17 protein-coding genes and 1 pseudogene are annotated in these 22019 nt (G+C 60.5%); 10 read left to right on the top strand and 8 right to left on the bottom strand.

Features of this window, described 5'->3' with window-relative positions; translation table 11 throughout:
* Nucleotides 1–230: 230 nt before the first annotated feature.
* A complete protein-coding gene (locus QD357_RS10065; RefSeq protein ID WP_414124209.1) occupies nt 231–1424 on the bottom strand; it encodes an MFS transporter in 1194 nt (397 codons plus the stop codon).
* 144 nt (nt 1425–1568) lie between these two features.
* Between QD357_RS10065 and QD357_RS10060 the strand changes: the two genes are divergently transcribed.
* The 4 genes from QD357_RS10060 to QD357_RS10045 all read left to right on the top strand — a co-directional run bounded on the left by QD357_RS10060 (nt 1569) and on the right by QD357_RS10045 (nt 7371).
* Nucleotides 1569–2465, top strand: coding sequence for a LysR substrate-binding domain-containing protein (locus tag QD357_RS10060; protein WP_183938026.1), 897 nt, complete (start codon nt 1569–1571; stop codon nt 2463–2465).
* 33 nt (nt 2466–2498) lie between these two features.
* Nucleotides 2499–3158, top strand: coding sequence for a DUF2161 domain-containing phosphodiesterase (locus QD357_RS10055; RefSeq protein WP_414124208.1), 660 nt, complete (start codon nt 2499–2501; stop codon nt 3156–3158).
* A 276-nt stretch (nt 3159–3434) separates the two neighbouring features.
* On the top strand, nt 3435–4937 hold the full coding sequence (locus QD357_RS10050; protein ID WP_414124207.1) for a DegQ family serine endoprotease: 1503 nt from the start codon (nt 3435–3437) through the stop codon (nt 4935–4937).
* A gap of 280 nt (nt 4938–5217) precedes the next feature.
* Complete coding sequence (locus QD357_RS10045; RefSeq protein WP_183938020.1) at nt 5218–7371, top strand: putative bifunctional diguanylate cyclase/phosphodiesterase; 2154 nt, start codon at nt 5218–5220, stop codon at nt 7369–7371.
* Between the two features lie 52 nt (nt 7372–7423).
* Here QD357_RS10045 and QD357_RS10040 read toward each other — a convergent pair whose 3' ends face one another.
* A complete protein-coding gene (locus tag QD357_RS10040; protein WP_183938019.1) occupies nt 7424–7666 on the bottom strand; it encodes a hypothetical protein in 243 nt (80 codons plus the stop codon).
* On the opposite strand from QD357_RS10040, the gene QD357_RS10035 reads away from it, so the two are divergent.
* Nucleotides 7654–8289, top strand: a complete 636-nt coding sequence (locus QD357_RS10035; RefSeq protein WP_183938017.1) for a DnaJ domain-containing protein — start codon at nt 7654–7656, stop codon at nt 8287–8289. The two genes, QD357_RS10040 and QD357_RS10035, sit on opposite strands and share 13 nt — an antisense overlap.
* A 132-nt stretch (nt 8290–8421) precedes the next feature.
* Nucleotides 8422–9135: a DUF899 family protein gene (locus tag QD357_RS10030; RefSeq protein WP_183938015.1), complete on the top strand. Its 714-nt coding sequence runs from the start codon at nt 8422–8424 to the stop codon at nt 9133–9135.
* A gap of 25 nt (nt 9136–9160) precedes the next feature.
* Here QD357_RS10030 and QD357_RS10025 read toward each other — a convergent pair.
* The 3 genes and pseudogenes from QD357_RS10025 to QD357_RS10015 form a co-directional block, all read right to left on the bottom strand.
* A pseudogene (locus QD357_RS10025) lies at nt 9161–10812 on the bottom strand (PAS domain S-box protein); the annotation flags it as partial.
* 128 nt (nt 10813–10940) lie between these two features.
* Entirely contained in the window at nt 10941–12083 is a 1143-nt protein-coding gene (locus tag QD357_RS10020; RefSeq protein ID WP_183938011.1) for a M24 family metallopeptidase, read from the bottom strand.
* A gap of 99 nt (nt 12084–12182) precedes the next feature.
* Nucleotides 12183–12887, bottom strand: a complete 705-nt coding sequence (locus QD357_RS10015; RefSeq protein ID WP_183938009.1) for a GntR family transcriptional regulator — start codon at nt 12885–12887, stop codon at nt 12183–12185.
* A gap of 151 nt (nt 12888–13038) precedes the next feature.
* Here QD357_RS10015 and QD357_RS10010 point away from each other — a divergent pair, with 151 nt between their 5' ends.
* On the top strand, nt 13039–13941 hold the full coding sequence (locus QD357_RS10010; RefSeq protein WP_414124206.1) for a dihydrodipicolinate synthase family protein: 903 nt from the start codon (nt 13039–13041) through the stop codon (nt 13939–13941).
* A 189-nt stretch (nt 13942–14130) separates the two neighbouring features.
* Here QD357_RS10010 and QD357_RS10005 read toward each other — a convergent pair whose 3' ends face one another.
* Nucleotides 14131–14343, bottom strand: a complete 213-nt coding sequence (locus QD357_RS10005; RefSeq protein ID WP_183938005.1) for a hypothetical protein — start codon at nt 14341–14343, stop codon at nt 14131–14133.
* A gap of 261 nt (nt 14344–14604) precedes the next feature.
* On the opposite strand from QD357_RS10005, the gene QD357_RS10000 reads away from it, so the two are divergent.
* Together QD357_RS10000 and QD357_RS09995 are read left to right on the top strand one after the other, a co-directional pair.
* The gene (locus QD357_RS10000; protein WP_183938002.1) at nt 14605–16134 is read left to right on the top strand and encodes a DUF1800 domain-containing protein; all 1530 of its coding nucleotides are present in this window, start codon (nt 14605–14607) and stop codon (nt 16132–16134) included.
* Nucleotides 16135–16150: 16 nt separating this feature from the next.
* On the top strand, nt 16151–17335 hold the full coding sequence (locus tag QD357_RS09995) for a DUF1501 domain-containing protein (protein ID WP_183938000.1): 1185 nt from the start codon (nt 16151–16153) through the stop codon (nt 17333–17335).
* Between the two features lie 57 nt (nt 17336–17392).
* Here QD357_RS09995 and QD357_RS09990 read toward each other — a convergent pair whose 3' ends face one another.
* Nucleotides 17393–20419: an alpha-mannosidase gene (locus QD357_RS09990; RefSeq protein WP_414124205.1), complete on the bottom strand. Its 3027-nt coding sequence runs from the start codon at nt 20417–20419 to the stop codon at nt 17393–17395.
* 3 nt (nt 20420–20422) lie between these two features.
* Here QD357_RS09990 and QD357_RS09985 point away from each other — a divergent pair, with 3 nt between their 5' ends.
* The gene (locus tag QD357_RS09985) at nt 20423–20641 is read left to right on the top strand and encodes a hypothetical protein (protein ID WP_414124203.1); all 219 of its coding nucleotides are present in this window, start codon (nt 20423–20425) and stop codon (nt 20639–20641) included.
* A gap of 119 nt (nt 20642–20760) precedes the next feature.
* Here the strand turns inward: QD357_RS09985 and QD357_RS09980 are convergent, their stop codons facing one another.
* Complete coding sequence (locus QD357_RS09980; RefSeq protein ID WP_414124202.1) at nt 20761–21957, bottom strand: MFS transporter; 1197 nt, start codon at nt 21955–21957, stop codon at nt 20761–20763.
* Nucleotides 21958–22019: the final 62 nt, after the last annotated feature.

Below are 22019 nucleotides of genomic sequence, written 5' to 3'. Positions count from 1 at the left end.
GGCATTTCCTCTGTCGTTTCTTTCCAATAGGAGAGCGATCTAACGCGCTCCCGGCACTGGTCCCTTCAGCTTATGTGCAGGCCTCTTGCGATGAGGCGCTTGGAGTTGGCTTGGCAGCAGACATGGCCTTCCGGCTCGCGCGCTGCATCCAACTCGCCCACTATGCTCACTGGTATTTTGCGTTGTGTTCTTATTTGTTACGAAATTTAACGGTCGCTGTGACTGAGCCATCAGGCGGCGCAGGAGATAGGCTGCGCCACAGAGGCAGAGCGGCGGTCGAGCGCGCCGCTCCAGAGGGTGAGGCCAAGGGCAGCGGCGACCAGGATCGCACCGACCCAGGGCGTGGCGCCGAGGCCAAGCGAGGATTCCACCACCAGGCCGCCGATCCAGGCGCCGGCGGCGATACCGAGATTGAAGGCGGCAATGTTCAGCGCCGAGGCAACATCGACCGCGGCTGGACGCACCTGACGGGCAAGCTGGACGACATAGAGCTGCAAGCCCGGCACATTTGCGAAGGACAGGAAGCCGAGAGCCGCCAGTGTCGGAATTGTCAGCCACGGCGAAACGGCCGTGAAGCTGAAAAGCACGAGTACGATCGCCTGAGCGATGAAGAGTCCCGTCAGCGCCTTGACCGGATTGCCGTTGGCAAGGCGGCCGCCGACGACATTGCCGATCGCGATGGCAACGCCGTAGAGCACCAGGATCAGGCTGACGGCGGAGGCCGCAAAGCCTGTCACTTCCTGCAGTATCGAGGCCAAGAACGTAAAGGCGACGAAGGTGCCGCCATAGCCCAGCGCCGTCATGGCGAAGACGATCAGCAGCCGGCCGCTTCCGAGAACGCGGATCTGCTCGCCKATACCGGCCGGCGGCGCCTTCTTCAGATTTGACGGCAGCAGCAAGGCAATGCCGGCAAAAGCGATGACGCCGAGGACGGCGACGGCGGCAAAGGTAGCCCGCCAGCCGAAGGTCTGGCCGATGAATGTGCCGAGCGGCACGCCGGTGACGATTGCGACCGTCAGCCCCATGAACATCATGGCAATCGCCGAGGCTCGGCGGTTTTCCGGCACGAGATCGGCCGCGATGGTCGATCCGACGGAAAAGAAGACGCCATGTGCGAAGGCCGAAAGCACGCGGGCGACAAGCAGCGGCTCGTAACCGGGGCTCAAAGCCGCCATGCCGTTGCCGGCGACAAACAGCGCCATCAGGCCGAGCAGCAGCGGCTTGCGCTCGATGCGGCCGGTAAGCGCCGTCAGGATCGGCGCGCMGAAGGTGACGCCAAGCGCGTAGACGCTGACGATGAGGCCGGCAAGCGGCAGGGTAATATGAAGATCGGTCGCGACCGTCGGCAGCAGACCGACGATGACGAATTCGGTTGTGCCGATCGCATAGGCCGCGATCGTCAAGGCAAAGAGAGCTGATGGCATGGGATGACCCGATCGAAAAAGGCAGTCGGCAATATCCGGCGGCACTGGTTCTTGTTCGGACAGAATATGGCCCCAAGACATTCGATCGATAATTAGCTACATAAACTCAACACTTGTGAATTGAATTCAAAGATAGAGGGAAGCGTGGATAATCGAGCCGGTGAAATGGACGTCTTCGCGCAGGTTGCCGAGCTTCGCAGCTTCTCGGCGGCGGGACGGAAATTGCGCCTGTCGCCGTCTGCCGTCAGCAAGCTCGTCACGCGCCTGGAGGACCGGCTCGGGACGCGCCTGCTCGTACGCACCACGCGCTCGCTGCAATTGACGCCGGAGGGAGAGGTCTATCTCGAGCGGGCTCAACGTATCCTCGCCGAAATACAGGAGACGGAGCGCATGGTGACTGCCGGAGGTGCCGCGGTCCCGCGCGGGCGTCTGCGCGTCAGCGCCTCCGTTGCCATCGGGGTGCGCTGCATCGTGCCGCTCATCCCGGATTTCCTGGCGCTCTACCCGGAGGTCGAACTCGATATTTCGCTCAGCGACAACATCATCGATATCGTCGGCGAACGGGCCGATGTCGCCATTCGCTCCGGACCATTGCGCGACAGTTCGCTGAAAGCCCGCAAGCTGCTTGAAAGACGACGCGTCATCGTTGCGTCACCGGCCTATGTGGCAAAACACGGCATGCCGGCGACACCGGACGATCTCGACCACCACAATTGCCTGACCTTTAATTTCCGCCCGACCGTCGAAGGCTGGCCCTTTCGCGATCCGGCCACCGGATCGGAATTCGTGAAACCGGTCTATGGCAATCTGCAAGCCAACAATGGACCGACGGTGCGCAGCCTCTGTCTCGCCGGTCTTGGCCTTGCCCGCGTCGGATATTTTCATGTGCAGCCGGATATCGAGGCCGGCGTGCTGGTGCCAGTGCTGGACGATTTCAATGCGGGAGATGTCGAGCTGATCCACGCCGTTTATGCCGGCCATGACTATCTTGCCGCCCGCATCCGCGCCTTTATTGACTTTCTGGCATCGCGAATCACGTAGAACGCTGACTATAAGATATGCAGAGGGCAGGATTTGGAGACGGCGCTTTATCTTCCGATCAAGAATTTCCTGGAAGCGGCCGGCTACACGGCAAAGGGCGAAATCGGCAGTTGCGATCTTGTCGGCCTAAGTGGCGACGAGCCGCCTGTCGTCGTGATCTGCGAATTGAAGCTGGTCTTTAATCTCGAACTCGTGCTGCAGGCGGTCGATCGGGCGGCGGCAAGCGATGAAGTGTGGATTGCTGCTCGCGTCTCGGCGAAGGGCAAGGGGCGAGAAAGCGACCGCCGTTTTCGCGATCTCTGCCGCCGCCTCGGTTTCGGCATGCTGGCCGTCTCCGACAACGGCACGGTTGACGTCATCGTGAGCCCCGTCTCGCCGATGCCGCGCAAGAATGTCCGCCGGCGGTCACGTCTTGTCGAGGAACATAAGCGGCGCAAGGGCGACCCCGCGCTCGGCGGCAGCACGCGCGCACCGATCATGACCGCCTATCGCCAGCAGGCGCTTGCCTGTGCGATGGCAATCCAGAACGGACAACAGCGTCCTAGAGATATTCGCGCCAACGCTCCCGAAGCCGCAAAGATCCTGCAGCACAATGTCTATGGCTGGTTTGAACGCGTCGACCGCGGCATTTACGCTCTGACCGAACTCGGTTCGGAAGCGTTGAAGCGCTGGCCTCAGGCGGACGGCGCATAAACAATAAACGTGAAGAAATTCGGGCATTTCAACATTAAATTCTAGTAATGTCTTGCAAAATTGTAATATAAACATGATCAATATTTAATTTGTAAATCTCATCGGGCGGATCATATAAACATCCAGCGCCATTTCTTCTTTCTACTGCAAATTCCGCAGTAACTTCGAATAATCGCAGTTCTCCAGAAGGACTAGAAACGGCACTCCGTTCGACGCCTGGTTCCCGGCATGGGCCCAAGTCGCCATATCGCAACGATCTCGTAAGGGACATTTGCCATGTCAAATCTACTTCGCAAGCATCGCGCCGCAGCCATCGTCGGAGCGGCCATCATCGTCGGCGCAGGCGCCCTGCCCTTCGCCTTCAGCACACCCGCTGCCATAGCCGCCGCCGAACCCAGCGGTATCATTGCGCCAAGCGGTTCCTTCGCGTCGATCGTCGACGCCGACAAGCCGGCAGTCGTCACCGTCACCACGACGATGAAGGCCACCGACACCAGCGCGGATGTCGGCGACTCCCCGATGGATGAGCAATTCCGCCAGTTCTTCGAGAACCAGGGCATCCCCTTCCCGCAGCAACAAGCGCCGCAACATCGTCCATCGCAGCGCCCCATGGCACTCGGCTCCGGCTTCATCATCAGCGCGGACGGCGTCATCGTCACCAACAACCACGTCATTGAAAATGCCACCGACATCAAGGTGACGCTCGATGACGGCACCGAGCTGCCGGCCAAGCTCCTCGGCGCCGACGCCAAGTCCGATCTGGCTGTATTGAAGATCAAGGCGCCGAAGCCACTCGCCACCGTTGCCTGGGGTGATTCCGACAAGTTGAAGCTCGGCGACCAGATCCTGGCGATCGGCAATCCCTTCGGTATCGGTACGACCGTCACCGCCGGCATTGTTTCGGCCCGCGGCCGCGACCTGCACAGCGGCCCCTATGACGATTTCATCCAGATCGACGCTCCGATCAATCACGGCAATTCCGGCGGCCCGCTGGTTGACCGCGATGGCAATGTCGTCGGCATCAACACCGCCATCTACTCGCCCAATGGCGGCAGCGTCGGCGTCGGCTTCGCCATTCCCTCGGATGAAGCCAAGGCGATCGTCGCCAAGCTTGAAAAGAACGGCTCGATCGATCACGGCTATCTCGGCGTCGCCATTCAGCCGGTCACGGCCGATGTCGCCGCTGCCGTTGGCCTTTCGCAGCCGCAGGGCGCCTTGGTCGCGAATGTCAGCGATGGAACGCCGGCCGCTGATGCCGGTCTCAAGAGCGGCGACATCGTCACGGCCGTCGGCAGCGAAACCGTCAAGACGCCCAAGGATCTGTCGCGCCTGGTYGCCGATCTTTCTCCGGGTGACAAGCGGTCGCTCACTGTGTGGCGCAATGGCAAGAGCATCGATGTGAACGTCACTGTCGGCGGCAACGACGACAGTAAGCAGGCGGCCAACGACAAGGGTGACGGTAAAGTTCAGCCGTCCAACCAGCCGAGCATCGGCGTCGGTCTCGCCAACCTGACCCCTGATGTCAAGCAACAGCTAAACCTGCCGCAGAATGTCGAGGGCGCCGTTGTCGCCAGCGTCAATCCGGACAAGCCGGCAGCAGCAGCCGGCATCCAGCAGGGCGACATCATCGTCTCGGTCAACGACAAAGCGGTCCATAATGCCCATGAAGTCCAGAGCGCGGTCGCTGAAGCCGGCAAGGCAGGCCGCAAATCCGTCCTGCTCMTGATCCAGCGCGACGGCAACAAGACCTTCGTGGCTGTGCCGTTCGCAGCAGCATAAGCACCTTTAAAGGACAACTGCTGTAGGACCCGCGCCTCGTCTCCGTCATCGGAGGCGGGGCGCCGGCGTGTTTATTTGGCGTGATAGCGGCGGCAATTCTCCAGACATCGCGTTTTAAGCGACGGCGCAGCGAGGGAATTTTTGAACGGGAATATTGTCGTCAACGACTGATTTACGATGTCGCCACAGAAGACCGAGATACCACAGTCCCGCAACGGGACTTTCACTGATACATAACGATTTGCTCACACTGTAGCAAAGCGTGGATTGTGAGGGACAGATGTACAAGGCGGCAAGTGGACAACAGGTTGCGGCTACGGTACCGGCGGATGCCGAAGAACCGGTTGCGCACGCGCACTTGGCGGATGAGCTTCCGCAGTCCAGCGAGCCCAGTCTTGCCGAGCGTTACGACTGGCTCGAGGCCATGATCAACCATGTGCCCGACTACATCTACGCAAAGGATCTGGAAGGCCGATTCCTCTTCGCCAATAGGGCCATTGTCCTGAACAACGGACTTGAGCGCATAGAGGATATGGTCGGGCTGACTGAATCCGATATCCATCCTTCGGCGGCGGCTGATGCCATAGCTGTCATCGAGCGACGCGTCATGGAGACCGGCGAACCCGATCTTGGATTCGAGGAGCGCCGCCTGAGAGGCGAAGGCTGGCTGATGATGTCGCGCGTTCCGCTCAGGGATAAAACCGGAAAAGTGATCGGCGTCGTTGGCGCATCGCGGGACATCTCGGCCCGTAAACGCGGGGAAGCCCTGATGAAGGCCCAGGCGCAGCTCCTCAAAGCGGTMGCAAAGGGAGTACGCCTTGACCCATTCCTCAGCGACGTCGCCGATCTGCTCGAAGAGGTCATCCCCGGTACGGCCACCGTTATTCTCCTGCACGATGAAGGCGCCCAGGAACTCCATATCGCGGCGGCTTCCCCATCCGCACGCACCGCTTCGGTCTTGCCGGCAGACATCCTCGACAATCCGGCATCATGGCGCCGCCTTGCAATCTCGTCGGGTGACGGCGGACAGCACGGCGTACTCGCCCTCCGAATATCCTGCCATGAAGCAAGCCTGTGGGAGTTCCTGACGGGCGTCGCACAGACGGTCGGTATCGCGATCGACCGTCACTATGACGCCGAGCGCATCACCTTCCTTGCGGAGCACGATGCCCTGACCGGATTGCCGAACCGTACGCTGCTCGACCGAAAGCTCGATGATATGCTGCGGCGGGCCAATAAAACGTCGCGGAAAGTCGCGGTCGTCTTCCTCGACATCGACAATTTCAAACTCGTGAACGACAGCCTCGGCCATGCGGCCGGCGACGAGTTGCTCAAGATCGTGGCGAACCGGATCTCCGCGGAGATCGGACACGGCAATATGATATCGCGCATTGGTGGCGACGAGTTCATTCTGGCGCTGGAGCAGACCGAGGAAGACTTCGTCTCGTGGCTGGCGCGGATTCGCGAAGCCGTCGCAAGGCCACTTACTTTGGCGGGAATGAACCTGCAGCTCACCTGCAGCATTGGAATGGCCTGCTTTGACATGCATGGCAAAACGGCCACGGAACTGTTCGCCAACGCAGATATGGCAATGTATCGCGCCAAGGAGAACGGCCGGAACAGCATCGAGGTGTTCGATCCGGCAATGGCGGAGAGTGCACGGCAGAAACTCGGACGTTCCGAGGAGCTTAGGCGCGCAGTGGAACGGGATGAGTTCGTCCTGCACTTCCAGCCGCAAAAAGATATGATCTCCGGCGAGATTATCGGCGTAGAGGCGCTCGTGCGCTGGAACCATCCGACCGACGGGCTCGTCTTCCCCGGAGACTTCATTCCGCTCGCCGAGGAGTCTGGCCTCATCGTTCCGATCGGAGAGGCCGTCCTGCGGAAAGCCTGCAGCCAGGCGAAAAAATGGCAGGAACAGGGGCTCCCTCCTGTGAAGATCGGCGTCAACATGTCCGCCCGGCAGTTCCAGGAACATGGCATGACCCGGCAGGTGGCCGCGGCCCTCGCCGAGAGTGGTCTTGAACCGCAGTGGCTCGAAATCGAGGTTACCGAGAGCCTTCTGATGCGTGACGTGCAGGGAGCGATCATGAAAATGCACGAACTCAACGCCTTGGGCGTCAGTCTCGCGATCGACGATTTCGGCACGGGTTATTCCAGCCTGAGCACGCTGAAACGCTTCCCGTTGTCGCGCCTCAAGATCGACCGGTCGTTTATCGCCGATATTCCGGACGATGCCGACGACATGGCGATCACATCCGCGATCGTCTCGCTGGCGCGATCGCTGGAACTCGATGTGATCGCTGAAGGCGTGGAAACGGAAGAACAGGCCCGCTTTCTATCGCGGGCCGGATGCCATGCCATCCAGGGATACCTGTTCAGCAGACCCATTCCGGCGGAAGAGGTCACGCGCATAATGCGCAAGCAGCCTTAAAGTCTTTGTCTGCCTGATCTAATCTGACAGGAACGACACGCATGGTTTGGGGTCACGAGAAACCCCATGCAAAAATCCTCAAAAGACCTGTGGCTTTCAACAGAAGGAATGTTTCTGCGCCCAGTGCTGACGGTTTTTGTCCAAACTCTGCCCAGGTGATGATAGAGAAGAAACGGGGACGGATACGAAGCGTCCCTCGGCAGGCACCGCGTCCTGCCGAGATCATCGACGGCATCAGGGCTTCAGGACTTTGGACGGTGCTGAGCGGCAGCAGGAGTTGGAGTGACCGATCCATACGAGATTCTCCGCATCGGACGCGATGCGAGCGAAGAGCAGATCAAGACCGCCTATCGCAAGCGGGCAAAGTCGACGCATCCGGATTCCGGCGGCGACGTCGAGGCGTTCGGGCGGCTGCAGAAGGCCTACGAGCTGCTTCTGGACCCGGTACGCCGAAAGGTGTTCGACGATACTGGCTATGACGTCGAACTGACCGACGCCGTCGATCTGCAGGCGCTGGTCGCCATCGAGAAGCTCATCACCGATATGGTTCTGGACGAGCGCGAGCCTGGAACCTTCGATCCGGTCGCCCATATGCGCGCCAGCCTCTTGGAAGAAATCCGCAAGGCACACTTCAGCAAAAGCGAACTGGAGCGTCATTCCGACCGCATTCGCCTTCATCTGGATCGCCTGGGAAAGCGCCCCGGCAAGGATGTCGTCGGCCACATGCTGCGCGCCCGCATCAAGGCCATCGCGACCGCAATCAGCGAAACGGAGGCAAAGATCGACGCCACCGAGCGCGCGTGCGACATGCTCGACGGCTATCTTTATGTCATGGACGCACCGATGCTCGAGAACGAGGAACAGACATCGGAAGTCGAATGGGGTGACACCGCCGGGGTCCGCTCCGCCGCCCAGTGATTCCCGTCTGTCCAATGCCCGGTCGAATGCTGGAACTTTCGATCGGCAATCGGGTTTTCTCCGGCGTCAGGTCGAATTCCGACAGTGCCATACGACTAGGTATCGGCCCATGGAATCGCAAGGGAGAACATCATGATCAACGAAGATGGATATACACCTGCGGCAGAACTGGCGCAGAAAAACGGTGCCAGATTTCCCAACGAGACCAATGAATATCGGCAGGCACGCAACGCCCTGCTGGCGGAAGAGATCGAACTTCGGCGCCATATAGAGCGCGTCGCCGCGCAACGGCGTGCGCTGCCGCCGGGCGGCATTGTGAAGAAGCGGTATCAGTTCATCAGCCCAGACGGTCCGGTCGATTTCGAGAATTTGTTCGACGATAAGGAAACCCTGCTGATCTACAGCTATATGTTCGGCCCGGAGCGGACACGGCCCTGCCCGATGTGCACCTCGTTTCTTTCGGCGCTGGAGGGCGAAGTGCTCGATATCGAACAGCGAATGGCGATTGCCGTCGTGGCACGATCACCGATCGAAAAACTGCTCGATTTCAAGACGGAACGCCACTGGCAGAATTTGCCGCTCTATTCCGACCCGACGGGCGAATATAGCCGCGACTACCGCGCGCTTGGCGCCAATGGCAACGACAATGCCGCGGTGAATGTCTTTACCCGCAGGGATGGGACGATCCGGCATTTCTGGAGCGAGGAGATGGGTCCCGTGACCGCCGATCCCGGCCAGGATCCGCGCGGTGCACCCGATCTTATGCCGCTCTGGACAATCCTCGACATGACGCCCGAGGGACGGGCAAGGGACTGGTATCCGAAGCTCACCTACGGACATGCCTGAACGGACTAACATTGCCCAGCGATGCCTACGCCTCGCCAGCAGCAGTGCCGGCAAGCGGCGCCTCCATCACGGCTTTTGCAATTACTGCGGCAAGCTGGTCCTGATTGAATGGTTTCGGCAGGCGGAGTAGATCGTTGTTGCTGCCAGCCGGAAGCTCGGCATAGCCGGTCGCGAGAATGACCGGCAAACCCGGCCGCCGCTCGGCGAGCGCCGCGGCGAGCTGAGAACCCGTCATCCTTGGCATGGCGTGATCGGTGATGACGATATGGATGTCATTGTGATCGTCCAGCAGCTTCAGCGCTTCCTCTGCGGAATGAGCCTGCAGCACGGTATGGCCGAGATCTTCCAGCATAATTGCCGTGTTCATCAGGACGAGTACGTCGTCGTCGACCGCCAGGATATTGAAGAAGCCTCCGCCTGCGGGCGCGGCTTCCATCGCCGGCTCTTCCTTCCTCGCCTCCGTTTTCGCTGCGACAGGAAGCCAAAGCTCGGCCGTGGTTCCCTCGCCCTTCCGCGATTTCAGGATCAGCTTGCCACCAGACTGCGCCATCAATCCCTCTATCATAGGCAGCCCGAGACCCGTTCCCTTGCCGACACCCTTGGTCGTGAAGAAGGGCGTGGTCGCATTGGCAAGCGTCGCGCTGTCCATCCCCTCTCCCGCATCCTTGACGGAGAGGCACACATAGGCTCCTGCTTTCGGTCCGTCGGGTTCATCCCTCGCGATCTCCCGGGGTTCCGCGGCAATGACGAGCGGTCCACCCTTTGACATCGCATCGCGTGCATTCGCGACCAAATTCAAGAGAGCGTTCTCAAGTTGGTTCGGATCGGAGGTCACTCTCGGAAGGCCGAGGGGGAAACGTGTCTCGATCGTCATCGACGGATTGATGGTGCGCTGCAGCAGGTCAGCCATATTGCGAACCAGCGCGGTTACGTCGAGCGGCTCGATCTTGAGTTCCTGACGCCGCGAGAAGGCAAGCATGCGCTGCGTCAGCGCGGCACCGCGTTGTGCGCCTTGCATGGCATTGTCGATCAATGGAGTGATATCGGGATTGTCAGCGGTCCGCTTGCGCAGAATTTCCAAACTTCCGAGAACGGCCATCAGTAAATTGTTGAAATCGTGAGCCATTCCGCCCGTCAATTGGCCGACGGCTTCCATCTTTTGTGCCTGGAACAGTTCTTCCCGCACCTCTTCCAGCTTGCGCTGGGCCTCTCTCTTCTCGGTGATATCGCGCGTGACCTTCGCAAATCCCAGAAGCGATCCATCGCCATCACGAAGAGCATCGATGACGACGCTTGCCCAGAACCGGGATCCATCCTTTCGGACCCTCCAGCCTTCGTTTTCGAACCGGCCCTCTCTGGCGGCAATATCGAGCGCTCGCCAGGGAAGCTGCGTCGCGCGGTCTTCCTCCGTATAGAACCGGGAAAAATGCTGGCCTAGAATCTCTTGCTGGGTGTAGCCCTTGATGCGCTGTGCGCCGAGGTTCCAACTGGAGACGTAACCTTGGGGATTGAGCATATAGATGGCGTAGTCTGCGACACCTTGAACGAGGATGCGAAACTGCTCTTCACTCCGCCTGAGCTCGGTTTCCACCTTTTTCCGCCCAGAAAAATCACGCGCAATCTTCTCAAATCCCAACAAGTCGCCTCCGCATTTCTGACTGCATCGATGACCAAATGCATTCGACATCGCGGAAGCATGCTTCCGCTGTCTGCTTTTGGTCTTCGAGTCGCCGTTAAACTACGGAAACGTGATTTGGTTCCGCGGAGGGGCGCATTGTTTCCTGTCAGCGAGTGCGGTTCGTCACTTACGAGAACGGCTCGGTCGGCCCTTTGGCTGGATTGGTGAACCAGCGCGGCCCTTCCGCCGTCATGTAGATATGATCCTCCAGCCGAATACCGAATTTGTCGGGAAAGACGATCATAGGCTCGTTGGAGAAGCACATGCCGGCGGCAAGCGGCGTGATGTTGCCGCGCACGATATAGGGCTCCTCGTGGATCTGCAGACCGAGGCCGTGGCCGGCGCGGTGGGGCAGGCCTGGCAGGCCGTAGTCGGGGCCAAGACTGTGTTTTGAAAGCACTTTGCGCGCGGCATCGTCGAGGCTGGAACAGGGTGCGTCGAGCTTCGCTGCGTCGAAGACCGCTTGCTGGGCTTCCCGCTCGATCGCCCAAGCCGCTTCGAATTCGCGGTTGCCGCTTTCGAGCACATAGGTCCGGGTGAGATCGGAATGATAGCCGTCGATCTGGCAGCCGGTATCGACAAGCACGACGTCGCCTGCGCCAAGTGTCTGATCGCCGTCAGCGCCGTGCGGCAGGGAGGTTGCCGTCCCGAAGGAAACGATACAGAAGGTCGAGCCGCCGTCTGCCCCGACCTGGCGATGCCCTCGGTCGATGAAATCGACGACCTCCGAAGCCTTGATACCTGGCTTCATCATCGCATGCGCCTGCTTCTGAATGTCGAGCGTCAGGTTCATGGCGTATTGAATGAGCACGATCTCGGCTGGAGATTTGATGCGCCGCAGGCTCCGGATGATTTGACCACCGTCCTGCAATCTTTCGGAGCCGAACTCGGCGACGAGCCTATGGTAGAAGAAAAGCGGCAGCTCGTCGTCGAGTGCGAGCGTACCGGCTCGACCCAGTTGACGCACTACGAGCCCGGCACTGTTCTCTTCCTCTTCCCACACCAGGATTTCGCCAGGCAGATGCGGTAGCGTTTCCACGCGGCTGCGCTCGAAACCCGGAACGACGTAATAAAGTGTAGCTGGCGTGACGAGCGCGCCGAGGAAGCGTTCGCTTGGATGCCAGACGAGACCGGTAAAATAGCGCAGGCTCTCCGTGGAGCCGAGCAGCATGCCGGCAATTCCGTTCGTCTCCAGCGCCTCTCTCAGGCGTTTCAGCCGGAGCTGCCTCTCGTCATCGGTGATGCGGGGGATAGGATGGGACCATGTCATCTTGCTTGCCAGTTCCTGTTACGCCGGGCTCTTATGCGGCTGATACCTGTTGAATCGACACTAATGCGGTTGTGGGCAATACGTTGACAGCGAACCGCCTCACGAAATCTCAATCGCAAGGGGACGTTCGAGGTCACGTGCGATGTATTCCTGAATCTGGCGCACGATCTGCGCCGCATGATCGATCGCCAGCCGGTCGGCGCGCTCGACATCGCCAGCCTCGATGGCGGCGATCATCTCCTCGTGTTCGTCCACATATTGACGCGGCAGGCGATCGTCGAAGGTCGAATAGTAGAGACGCAGGATGCGCCGGCCCTCGTCCAGCAGCCGCGCAAAGAACGTGGTGTAGTAGGAATTGCCGGCAAGTTCGGCGATGGCGACATGAAAATCACGGTTCGCCTCGATCATGCCGAAAGCATCGCGGGCGGTCACCGCATCGGCGAATTCCTTCTGCCGGGCGCGCACGCGCTGCATGAGTTCGGCATCCTTCCGCCCCGCCGCCCCGCGCGCTGTCACGCGGTACATCAGCGTCAACGCCTCGAAATAGGTGGGCAGGCTGGCAAAATCGATCGTCGCAACGATGGTGTTGCGGTTGGGCAGCGTCGTCACCAGCCCTTCTGCGGCAAGCCGAAGCAGCGCCTCGCGGATCGGCGTTCTCGACATCTTAAAGCGTTCGGAAAGCCGGACTTCGTCGAGCGGGCTTCCCGGCTCCAGCGCCATCGACAGGATTTCGCGGCGCAGGGCCGCATAGACGCTCTGCGTGCCCGAGCCCCGTACCCGCACATTCTCCGCCTCGTTCCGCATCCGATATCCTTCTTCGAAAGAAAGGTTTTTCTATTTCGTTTTGCCGGCTTTCAGCAACAGCGGGCAATCGACCCATCTTCGTMGTCTGGTCATTCTTGAATCTTGTCGACAGTTTGTATATAACGCAAGCACTTTCAATCGAGGATCCAAAATGACGACAGGATGGAAGGGCGTATTCCCCGCCGTAACGACCCAATTCAACGAAGATCTTTCCGTGGACCTCGCGGCGACGCAGCGCGTCCAGGACGCGCTCGTCAATGACGGCGTCAACGGCCTGATCGTCATGGGAACCTGCGGCGAGAACAATTCACTGGACCCGGAAGAGAAGCGCATGATCCTGAAGGCGGCGGTTGAGGTGGTGAACGGCCGCGTTCCGGTCGTCACCGGCGTTTCAGAATTCGATACGCGCCGCGCTGCCGCCTATGCGCGCGATGCCGAGAAGCTCGGCGCCGATGGCCTGATGCTCCTGCCCGCCATGGTCTATGTTCCGAAGCCGGAGGAGCTGATCGCGCATTTCCGCACGGTGGCGGAAGCGACTTCGCTGCCGATCATGCTCTACAACAATCCGCCAGCCTATCGCGTCAATATCGGCGCCGACGTGTTAGAGGCCCTCGCCGAGGTGCCGAACATCAAGGCCGTCAAGGAAAGCGCGCCGGACCCGCGCCGCTTCACCGACCTCATCAACGCCTTCGGCGACCGCTTCGACATTTTCGCCGGCCTTGACGACGTTGCGCTCGAAGGGCTGATGCTCGGTGCCAAGGGCTGGGTTTCCGGCCTCACCAGCGCCTTCCCGGAGGAATCCGTACAGCTCGTTGCCGCTGCCKAGCGTGGCKATTGGGAAGAAGCGCGCCGCATCTATCGTTGGTTCATGCCGCTCCTGCATCTGGATGCCGAGCATGATCTCGTCCAGTCGATCAAGCTCGCCGAGCAGATCATGGGCCGTGGCTCCGAGCGCGTCCGCATGCCGCGCCTGCCTTTGTCCGGCGCCCGCCGCGCCGAAGTCACCGCCATGGTCGAGAAGGCAGCCGCTACGCGTCCCTCGAAGGCTCGCTAAGCCGCCTGATCACGAACATGTTATGGACGGCAATCGCAGAGATGCGGTTGCCGACTTTGCCATTCCAGGCCCGTCGCAAAGAGAAGTTTCGTGGCGCGTGGGTTCTGCGGGCGACGATTGAGGTCGAGAGCTTAGACGCCGGACACGCGTCGCATTGCCAGTTTTGGCCTTTGAAGCTTCTGCGGAATTCTAGTCAGCGTCTTCCGGTATTGCCTGGATATAGCGCACGACAAGATAAAAAATCCCAAAGATAACAAGCACGGAGATCGCATGACGGATGTCGTGTAGCGCTGCATGGTGATGTCTCACCAGCAGGGAAATCGTATTGTACACGGCGATGGCGAGCGCGGTCATGACCGTTGCCAGCAAAAGCGCCATGTTCCGATGAATAAATTTGACCATCGCTCACCTCTTTTCCGCTTCGCCTCATAGAGGAGAAATTAGGGAGGAATTAGGACAGATCGGACGCCTGCGACAAATCTGATCCAACCCACTCGCCGACAGCCCGTTGAAGCAGTTGACACCTGGACGATAGCCCTATGACGAGGCTCCCTTCAAGGGGGATTACAAATTGTCCATGTCAGAAAAACGCCATAATTTCCGAACTTTCCTGACACAATTGCCTGCGAGCGTATCACCTCAGCGGTGATGCGGTGACAAGCGATGAGCCTTTCATTCCAGACCATGGCGGCACTACGGTTCGGTTACGGTTTTCGCCCCGGTGAAACGCCGCCCGCCAACAAGGACGCGTTGCTCGATCCGATGCGGATCGGCGACGGCAATTGCCTCTTTCCGGTGGGCGGCATCGAGGCGCGCCGCCAGGCGATCCGCAACGTCGCCGACCGTCTCCGCGACATCCGCAGCAGCGACATCGATGATGACGCCAAGCGCGATGAACAGAAGGCAATCTTCAAGGAACTTCAGCAGAGCTACCAGCGCGATGCCGATGCGCGGATTGCCCAGGCGGTCTTCTCGCCGAACGGTTTTTACGAGCGGCTGGCCGTCTTCTGGACGAACCATTTCTCGGTGAGCGTCGACAAGGCTCAGCCGATGAAGCTTATCGTTCCCCTCTTCGAGGCAGAGGCGATCCGACCCCGTATCGGCGGGACATTTCCGGATTTGCTGCGCAGCGCCACCCAACATCCGGCGATGCTGATCTATCTCGATCAGACGCAATCGCTCGGACCTAATTCTCCCGCCGGCATCAAACGCGGCAAGGGACTCAACGAGAATCTCGCCCGCGAGTTGCTGGAGTTGCATACCCTCGGCGCAGGCAGCGGCTATACGCAGGACGATGTGCGATCCGCCGCGATGGTACTGACGGGCATCACTGTTGATCGGCAGTCGGTCGAGGTGGATTTCCGCAAGGCAGTTGCCGAACCCGGCAGCCATCAGGTGCTGGGTGTCAATTATGGCCGAACGCAGCGGTCGGAGCGGGATTGTCTGCAGATGCTGGACGATCTGGCGCTGAACCCGAAAACGGCGGCGCATATCAGCCGCAAGCTTGCACTCCATTTTATTTCCGACACGCCGCCGCAAGCGATGATCGACGCGATGACCCAGGCGTGGCGCAAGACGGATGGCGACCTGATGGCGGTCTATGGCGCGATGCTCGATCATCCGACCGCCTGGACGAATGAAGGAAGCAAGGCCCGGCAACCTTTCGACTTTGTCGTGGCCGGGCTGCGGGCACTCGATCTTCCGAGGAATGCGGCGGCAGGTGCAGTCGTCGATCCGCTCGCCGATGACGAGGGTGCCGGCCAGGCGACGGCCGACGACAATCCGCCCATGCCGAGCAATAGCTCTGCCATACCCGGCAAGACAACTGATCCGCCGGATCCGCAGGAAGCAAAGCGTCGGCAGGCCGCAATCGACGCGACTTTCTACGCGCCGCGCGGTCTCGGCGTCTACGCGTTGCAGCGCATGGGGCAGCCGGTCTGGCGGCCACCGAGCCCGGCCGGCTTTCCCGAGGGTTTTGATGCCTGGATCAATGCCGGCGAACTTTCCGAACGGATTTCCTGGGCGCGGCGCGCGATCGGTCGTTATGGCAAGCAGTATGATCCGAGGCAATTTCTCAAGGAGACGCTGGCGGATGCGGCTCGCGACGACACGATCCGGGTTGTGTCGCAAGCGCCGAACAAGATGACGGGCCTGACGCTCGCGTTTGCTTCGCCCGAATTCAATCGTCGCTAGAGCGAGGAGCATTCTCATGGCAGACGACAAGCCCTTCTCGCTTTCCCGCCGCGGTTTCCTCGCTTCCGCCTGTTGTCTCGCGGCTGCGCCGATCTTTACGCCGGTGACCTTCGCGGCCATGCCCGCAGACAACCGCTTCGTGACCATCGTCTTGCGTGGCGCCATGGATGGGCTCGATCTGGTGCAGCCCTATGGGGAAGCATCCTTCGCCGGCTTGCGGCCGGACATCGCTCTTGCTCCCGACAAGGGGCTTCTCGATCTCGACGGGTTTTTCGGTCTGCATCCGGCGGCCGCGGATCTGCTGCCGCTGTGGAAGGCCAAGGAGTTAGCCTTCGTCCATGCCGTTTCGACGCCCTATCGCGACGCCCGCAGCCATTTCGACGGCCAGGACATGCTGGAATCGGGCGGCGGTCACGTCGCCGAGGAAAGGACGGGATGGTTGAACCGCGCACTCGGAAGCATCGCGCGCTCGACGGCGCACAAGGCGATCGACATCAACACCTCGACCGAATTAATCCTGTCCGGCCCCAATATGGTCGACGTCTGGGCCTCGGATTCCGGCCTGGCCATGGGTGCGGATGAGATGCAGTTCCTGACACGCCTTTATGCGAACGATCCCGCTTTCGCCAAGGCGATGGACGAGGCAAGACGTGCCGATCAATCGGCTAAGATGGGCGAGGCACCGGGCACCAAACGCGGCGAGCAGATAGCCGATGTTGCAGCGCTTGCCGCCAAGATGCTGCTGCGCGAATACCGCATCGCCAGCTTCTCCATCAACGGTTGGGACACCCATGTGCAGCAGGCAGCGCAGTTTCGGAAAGCGGCCAGTGACCTGACGCAAGCGGTGTTGACATTGAAGAATACGCTCGGCCCGGATGCATGGAAGACGACTGTGGTTCTGGCGATGACCGAATTCGGCCGCACCGTCCGCCAGAACGGCTCCGGCGGCACGGATCATGGCACGGGCGGTTGCTGCCTGCTGGCGGGCGGGGCCATCAATGGCGGCCGCGTGCTTGGCAAATGGCCGGGAATTAAAGACGAACAGCTCTTCGAGGACCGCGACCTGATGCCCACCGCAGATGTGCGTGAGATCGCCGCCGCGATGCTCTATCGACAGTTCGATGTCGGCGCCGACGACCTCAGCTCGAAGATCTTCCCAGGCCTGAGCTTCGATAAGTCTTCGCAATTCCTGAAGGTGTAATTCGTCGTCGCGGAGCGCCGGCTGCACTTCATTCGACCATCCAGGTCGGCGCAGCCGTCACGGCCGTTTCACCTTCCAGCTTCTGACCTCGAAGGGCAGGATGTCCGGACCGGCATCGCGTTGGGCTGGTTCCTCCATCAGATTGACAGCCTCGCTAACCGCCCAGCCGTTTGTCGGCATGACGGCAAGTCCGCCGCGCCGGCCGGCCGGTTCGTAGACGCGCAGCACGAGACCATCGCCATCCTCAGCCGGCTTGATGGCCGAAAGCGCGACCGGTGTGCCTGTTACGGCAATCGGAGTGAGCGTCGCCTCCGCAAGATTGGTGGCCGCCGCAACGATCAAAGGCTGGTTCAGGTCATCGGCCTCCTCACGCACGCCACCGGAATGCCATTCGCCGGTGTGCGGCAACAACGCGTAGGTGAAGCGTTGCATTCCCTCATCCGCCAGCGGATCGGGATAGATGGGGCCACGCACGAGGCTGATGCCGAGCACGTTGCCGCGGGCGCTGTGGCCGTATTTCGCGTCGTTGAGCAAAGCAACGCCGAAATCCGGCTCGCTGAGATCGATGAAGCGATGGGCGACCGCCTCGAACATCGCGGCATCCCAGCTCGTATTGGTGTGCGTCGGACGGCTGACGACGCCATAAGCGCATTCGAACGTGGCGGTGCGTGCCCGCGTCGCGACCGGGCTCAATGACCGCAGCAGGGTGCGGCGATCATGCCAGTCGATTTCGGTCTCGATGTCCAGCCGCCGCGCGTTGGCCGTCAGCACGTAGTGCTGCACGATGCGGGAGTCGCGATACCGATGCACGACCTTGATCGCGGCCCGACCTGGACCGTTTTCGACAAGCTCGATGCTTTCCGGCTGCGAGAGACGGATACCCTTTGCAGGATAATCGGCGTCGATATCCCAAGCATCCCAATTGCGCGGCTTGTCGACCGGATAGACCCAGAGCTGATTGGCGGGTTCCGCCAGCGCCTCGCGGCCGGTCGCCTTGTGCAGAAGGCTCCGCACCGCCCCATCCGCACCGATGATGACGGCGAGATGCTCATTCTCCAGCCGCCCCGCTTCGGCGCACAAACCACTAACCGGCTTCAATGTGGCTCGGTCGAAGACATGGATGGCAAGCGGCGAGATTATATCGCTGGTGGAAAGAACCGTGCCGTCGGCGAGGACCGCATGCAACGGCCGGGTATCCAGCGATGGATTGACGACAACGAGGGCGTCCGCAATGCCGCCCCTCGGCAGGGCCGAAACGATGGCATCCACAGCGTCCTTTTGAGCGATCTTGGCGTTATCGATGACGCCGGAAAGTTCGCGCTCGGCGTCCTGATAGACCTCGTTGATACTCGATCCCGGCAGGATATCGTGAAACTCGTTCTTCAAGGTGACACGCCAGTCGGCTTCCAGGCTCTGCGGCGCGGGTCCCCCGATCATATGGGCGACCGAGGCCAGGGTTTCGGCGGTGATCAGCGCTCGCTCCGCCCTGCGGTGCAGTCGCTTGACGCTGCTCTGGCTGGTAAGCGTTGCACGATGCAGCTCGAGATAGATTTCGCCGGACCAGGTCGGAAAGCGCTTTTCCTTAGCGGTTCGATGGGCGCTCGCAAAGAAATCGGCGACCTTGCCCCAACGGGCCTTCGGAATGGCAGGGAAATCGCGTAGCTGCACTTCCCGCTCGACCATCTCCGGCGTCACGCCGCCGCCGCCATCACCATAGCCGACTGCAAGCAGCGAGGTATCGCGCAAGGTTTTCGCCCGGAAGTTCTTCCAGGTCGGCATGAGGCAATCCGGCTGAACAAAGCCGTTATAGCCCTGCATCGGATTGTCGAAAGTATGCGCCAGCACCCGGCTGCCATCCAGACCTTCCCACCAGAAGAGATCATAGGGGAAGCGGTTGGTTTCGCTCCAATTGACCTTGATGGTGAAGAAGCTGTCGATGCCCCCCTGACGCAGCAATTGCGGCAAGGCGCCGGAAAAGCCGAAGCAATCCKGCAGCCAGCAGACCGTGTGACGGGCGCCGAAAGTCTTTTCGAAATAGCGCTGGCCGTACAGGATCTGCCGCACCAGGCTTTCGCCCGTCGGCATGTTCGTATCCGGCTCCACCCACATGCCGCCGATCACTTCCCAGGAGCCATCGGCCACCTTTTCCTTGATGCGCGCAAGCAGTTGCGGATCGTCAGCCTCCATCTGCGCATAATAATGCGCCGTCGACTGGTTGAAGCGGAAATCAGGCGAGCGGTTCATCAAGGACAGCGCCGTATGAAAGGTCCGGCGCATCTTGCGGCGCGTTTCGTCATAGGGCCACAGCCAGGCGAGATCGATGTGGGCATGGCCGGTCAACAGCAATTCGCCATTTTGCGGATAGCGCTCCTGCAGGGTCCTCAGCCGGACAATCAGGCCATCATAGGCCGTAACGACAGTCGCGCGCTCATCCTCGGACAGGCCCGGCGGGTTTTCGACCAACTCGGGCAATTCCCAGATCTTTTGCTGCCATTCGGCGTTGGCCGTACGGGAGACATAAGAAGCCGTGGCGGAGGGCCAGTCCAAACTGCGCAGCGCCATCTCGGCGGCATCGAGGAGATGCGGCACCACCTCATGGCTATCAAGCGCTTCGATCGCCTCGACTATCTGCCGCAACAAAAGGTGCAGCCGGTGCACGGGGATATCCAGCCAGGCGAGCCGCGCCCGGTTTAGCTTCGGCTGGCGGTTCGGTTCGCCGAACGGGAAGCGCGCAACGCTGTCCGTGGCGATCGAGAGATTGCGATCCCTAAGCGGAAATTCCTGGTGGAAGGGGTCGAGGCCGAAGCTCTCGCTCTCGCCTCCTTCATACGCGAGCGTGATCAGGCTCTCACCGCCAAGATCGAGCTGCAGGCGGGTTTCTTCGAGCGGCCAATCGCCAGGCACCTTCGCTTGCGAGGCAAAATGCACCACACCTTTGCGATGCGGCCAAGCCTCACCGATGGCGATATCCTCGCCTTCGAATGTCCAGTTGTCGATCGCAAGTACAGCGCGCTCGCGCCAATGGCTGAGCTCTGCGGTGCGTACCTTAAGGCGGTCTAAGCGCTGGGCGATGGTGAGCTGCATGGCATGTCCTACATGGTTGATGTCAGGCCGGACCGGAATGGCGGTCGTGGCGTCGAGAATGAGGCATTGCGAAGCAAGAAGGATGATGACGGTTTGACGGGATCAGGCGAGCACGACCGGCAAAAGCTCGAAGGCAAGGCGGCCAGAGAAAGGTTCCTCGGCCGGGACTTTGATGCTGGTGCTCACTCGACGGTCTCCTCCTCCTGCGTGAAGCAGACATAGACTACGGCGAAGAAGAGGCCGATGACCAGCCTCAAAAAGGCAGCTATTTTTAGGGCTTGTCTCTCCGCGCAGCCGGCGAGACGGGCAGGCGGGGCTGTAAACAACCCCGCCGCCATTGCTCAACGCCTCGGTATACGAGGCAAGAAGATCGTGAACAGACCGAGCAGAGGCAGATACGAGCAGACCGTGTAGACGAACGAAATGCCGTGCGTATCGGCAAAATCGCCGAGGAACGCCGCACCAAGTCCCCCTGCCCCGAAGGCGAAGCCGAAGAAGATGCCGCCGATCAGCCCGACGCGGCCGGGGATCAATTCCTGTGCGAAGACCACGATCGCCGGGAAGGCCGAGGCAAACACCAGTCCGATCACCACCGTGAGTACGCAGGTCCAGAACAGGTTCGCATAGGGCATCATCAGCGCGAAGGGAATAACGCCGAGGATCGAGAACCATATCACGAAGCGTGCACCGAAACGGTCGCCGACCGGACCACCCATGATCGTTCCGACCGCGACCGAACCGAGAAAAAGAAACAGCATCAATTGCGCATCGCGAACGTCGAGATGGAACTTATCGATGACGTAGAAGGTGAAATAGCTCGATATGCTTGCCATATAGACGTTCTTCGTTGCCGTCAGCAGAATGAGGATCGCAAGCGCCCACACGGCCTTGTTTCGGGCTATCGGCAAGGCGCGGCTCGGAGCCGGACGCGCGGCATGCTGTCGGCGATGGCTGACATACCAGGTGCCGACCCAGCTCAGGACGATGAAACCGATCACCGCCAGAACCGCAAGCCAAGCGACGCTCGATTGGCCGTGCTGGAGCACGAAGAAGGCGGCGATCAGCGGCCCGATAGCAGAGCCGGCATTGCCGCCGAGCTGGAAGAGCGATTGCGCCAGGCCATGACGCCCGCCGGAGGCCAGCCGCGCAACGCGCGAGGCTTCCGGATGGAACACGGCGGACCCGAAACCGATGAGGCTTGCTGCGACCATCAGCATCGCGAAGCTGTTGGCATAACCGAGCAGCACCAGCCCTGAAAACGTGCTGACCATGCCGACCGGCAGGGAATAAGGCATGGGCCATTTGTCGGTGACGATGCCGACCACCGGCTGCAACAGCGACGCCGTAATCTGAAACGTCATCGTCAGAAGACCGATCTGAACGAAATCGAGCGCGTAGTTTTCCCGGAACATCGGGTAGAGCGACGTCAGCAGTGATTGCATGATGTCGTTCAGAAGGTGGCAGACGCTGACCGCCACGACGATTGAAATTGTCGTCTTCTCAAATCGGGCTTGCGGGCCCGAAAATGCCGCAACCATTGAGGATTCCTTCCTGCGCCGGCCGATTCTTTTCAGCCATGCCATTGATCAGCCTTGTACAC

It is taken from the genome of Rhizobium sp. BR 317 (assembly GCF_047445835.1).
GTDB lineage: Bacteria > Pseudomonadota > Alphaproteobacteria > Rhizobiales > Rhizobiaceae > Rhizobium > Rhizobium paranaense.
The sequence above is the reverse complement of the archived record's forward strand: the minus strand, read 5'-3'. Positions and strand labels throughout refer to the sequence as shown.

What these genes read in the sequence shown, in the direction of transcription:
- QD357_RS10040 (WP_183938019.1), bottom strand. Translation starts at nt 7,666, where the DNA reads ATGGATCGGTCACTCCAACTCCTGCTGCCGCTCAGCACCGTCCAAAGT.
- QD357_RS10030 (WP_183938015.1), top strand. Translation starts at nt 8,422, where the DNA reads ATGATCAACGAAGATGGATATACACCTGCGGCAGAACTGGCGCAGAAA.
- QD357_RS10020 (WP_183938011.1), bottom strand. Translation starts at nt 12,083, where the DNA reads ATGACATGGTCCCATCCTATCCCCCGCATCACCGATGACGAGAGGCAG.
- QD357_RS10015 (WP_183938009.1), bottom strand. Translation starts at nt 12,887, where the DNA reads ATGCGGAACGAGGCGGAGAATGTGCGGGTACGGGGCTCGGGCACGCAG.
- QD357_RS10005 (WP_183938005.1), bottom strand. Translation starts at nt 14,343, where the DNA reads ATGGTCAAATTTATTCATCGGAACATGGCGCTTTTGCTGGCAACGGTC.
- QD357_RS10000 (WP_183938002.1), top strand. Translation starts at nt 14,605, where the DNA reads ATGAGCCTTTCATTCCAGACCATGGCGGCACTACGGTTCGGTTACGGT.
- QD357_RS09995 (WP_183938000.1), top strand. Translation starts at nt 16,151, where the DNA reads ATGGCAGACGACAAGCCCTTCTCGCTTTCCCGCCGCGGTTTCCTCGCT.
- QD357_RS09985 (WP_414124203.1), top strand. Translation starts at nt 20,423, where the DNA reads ATGTCCTACATGGTTGATGTCAGGCCGGACCGGAATGGCGGTCGTGGC.
- QD357_RS09980 (WP_414124202.1), bottom strand. Translation starts at nt 21,957, where the DNA reads ATGGTTGCGGCATTTTCGGGCCCGCAAGCCCGATTTGAGAAGACGACA.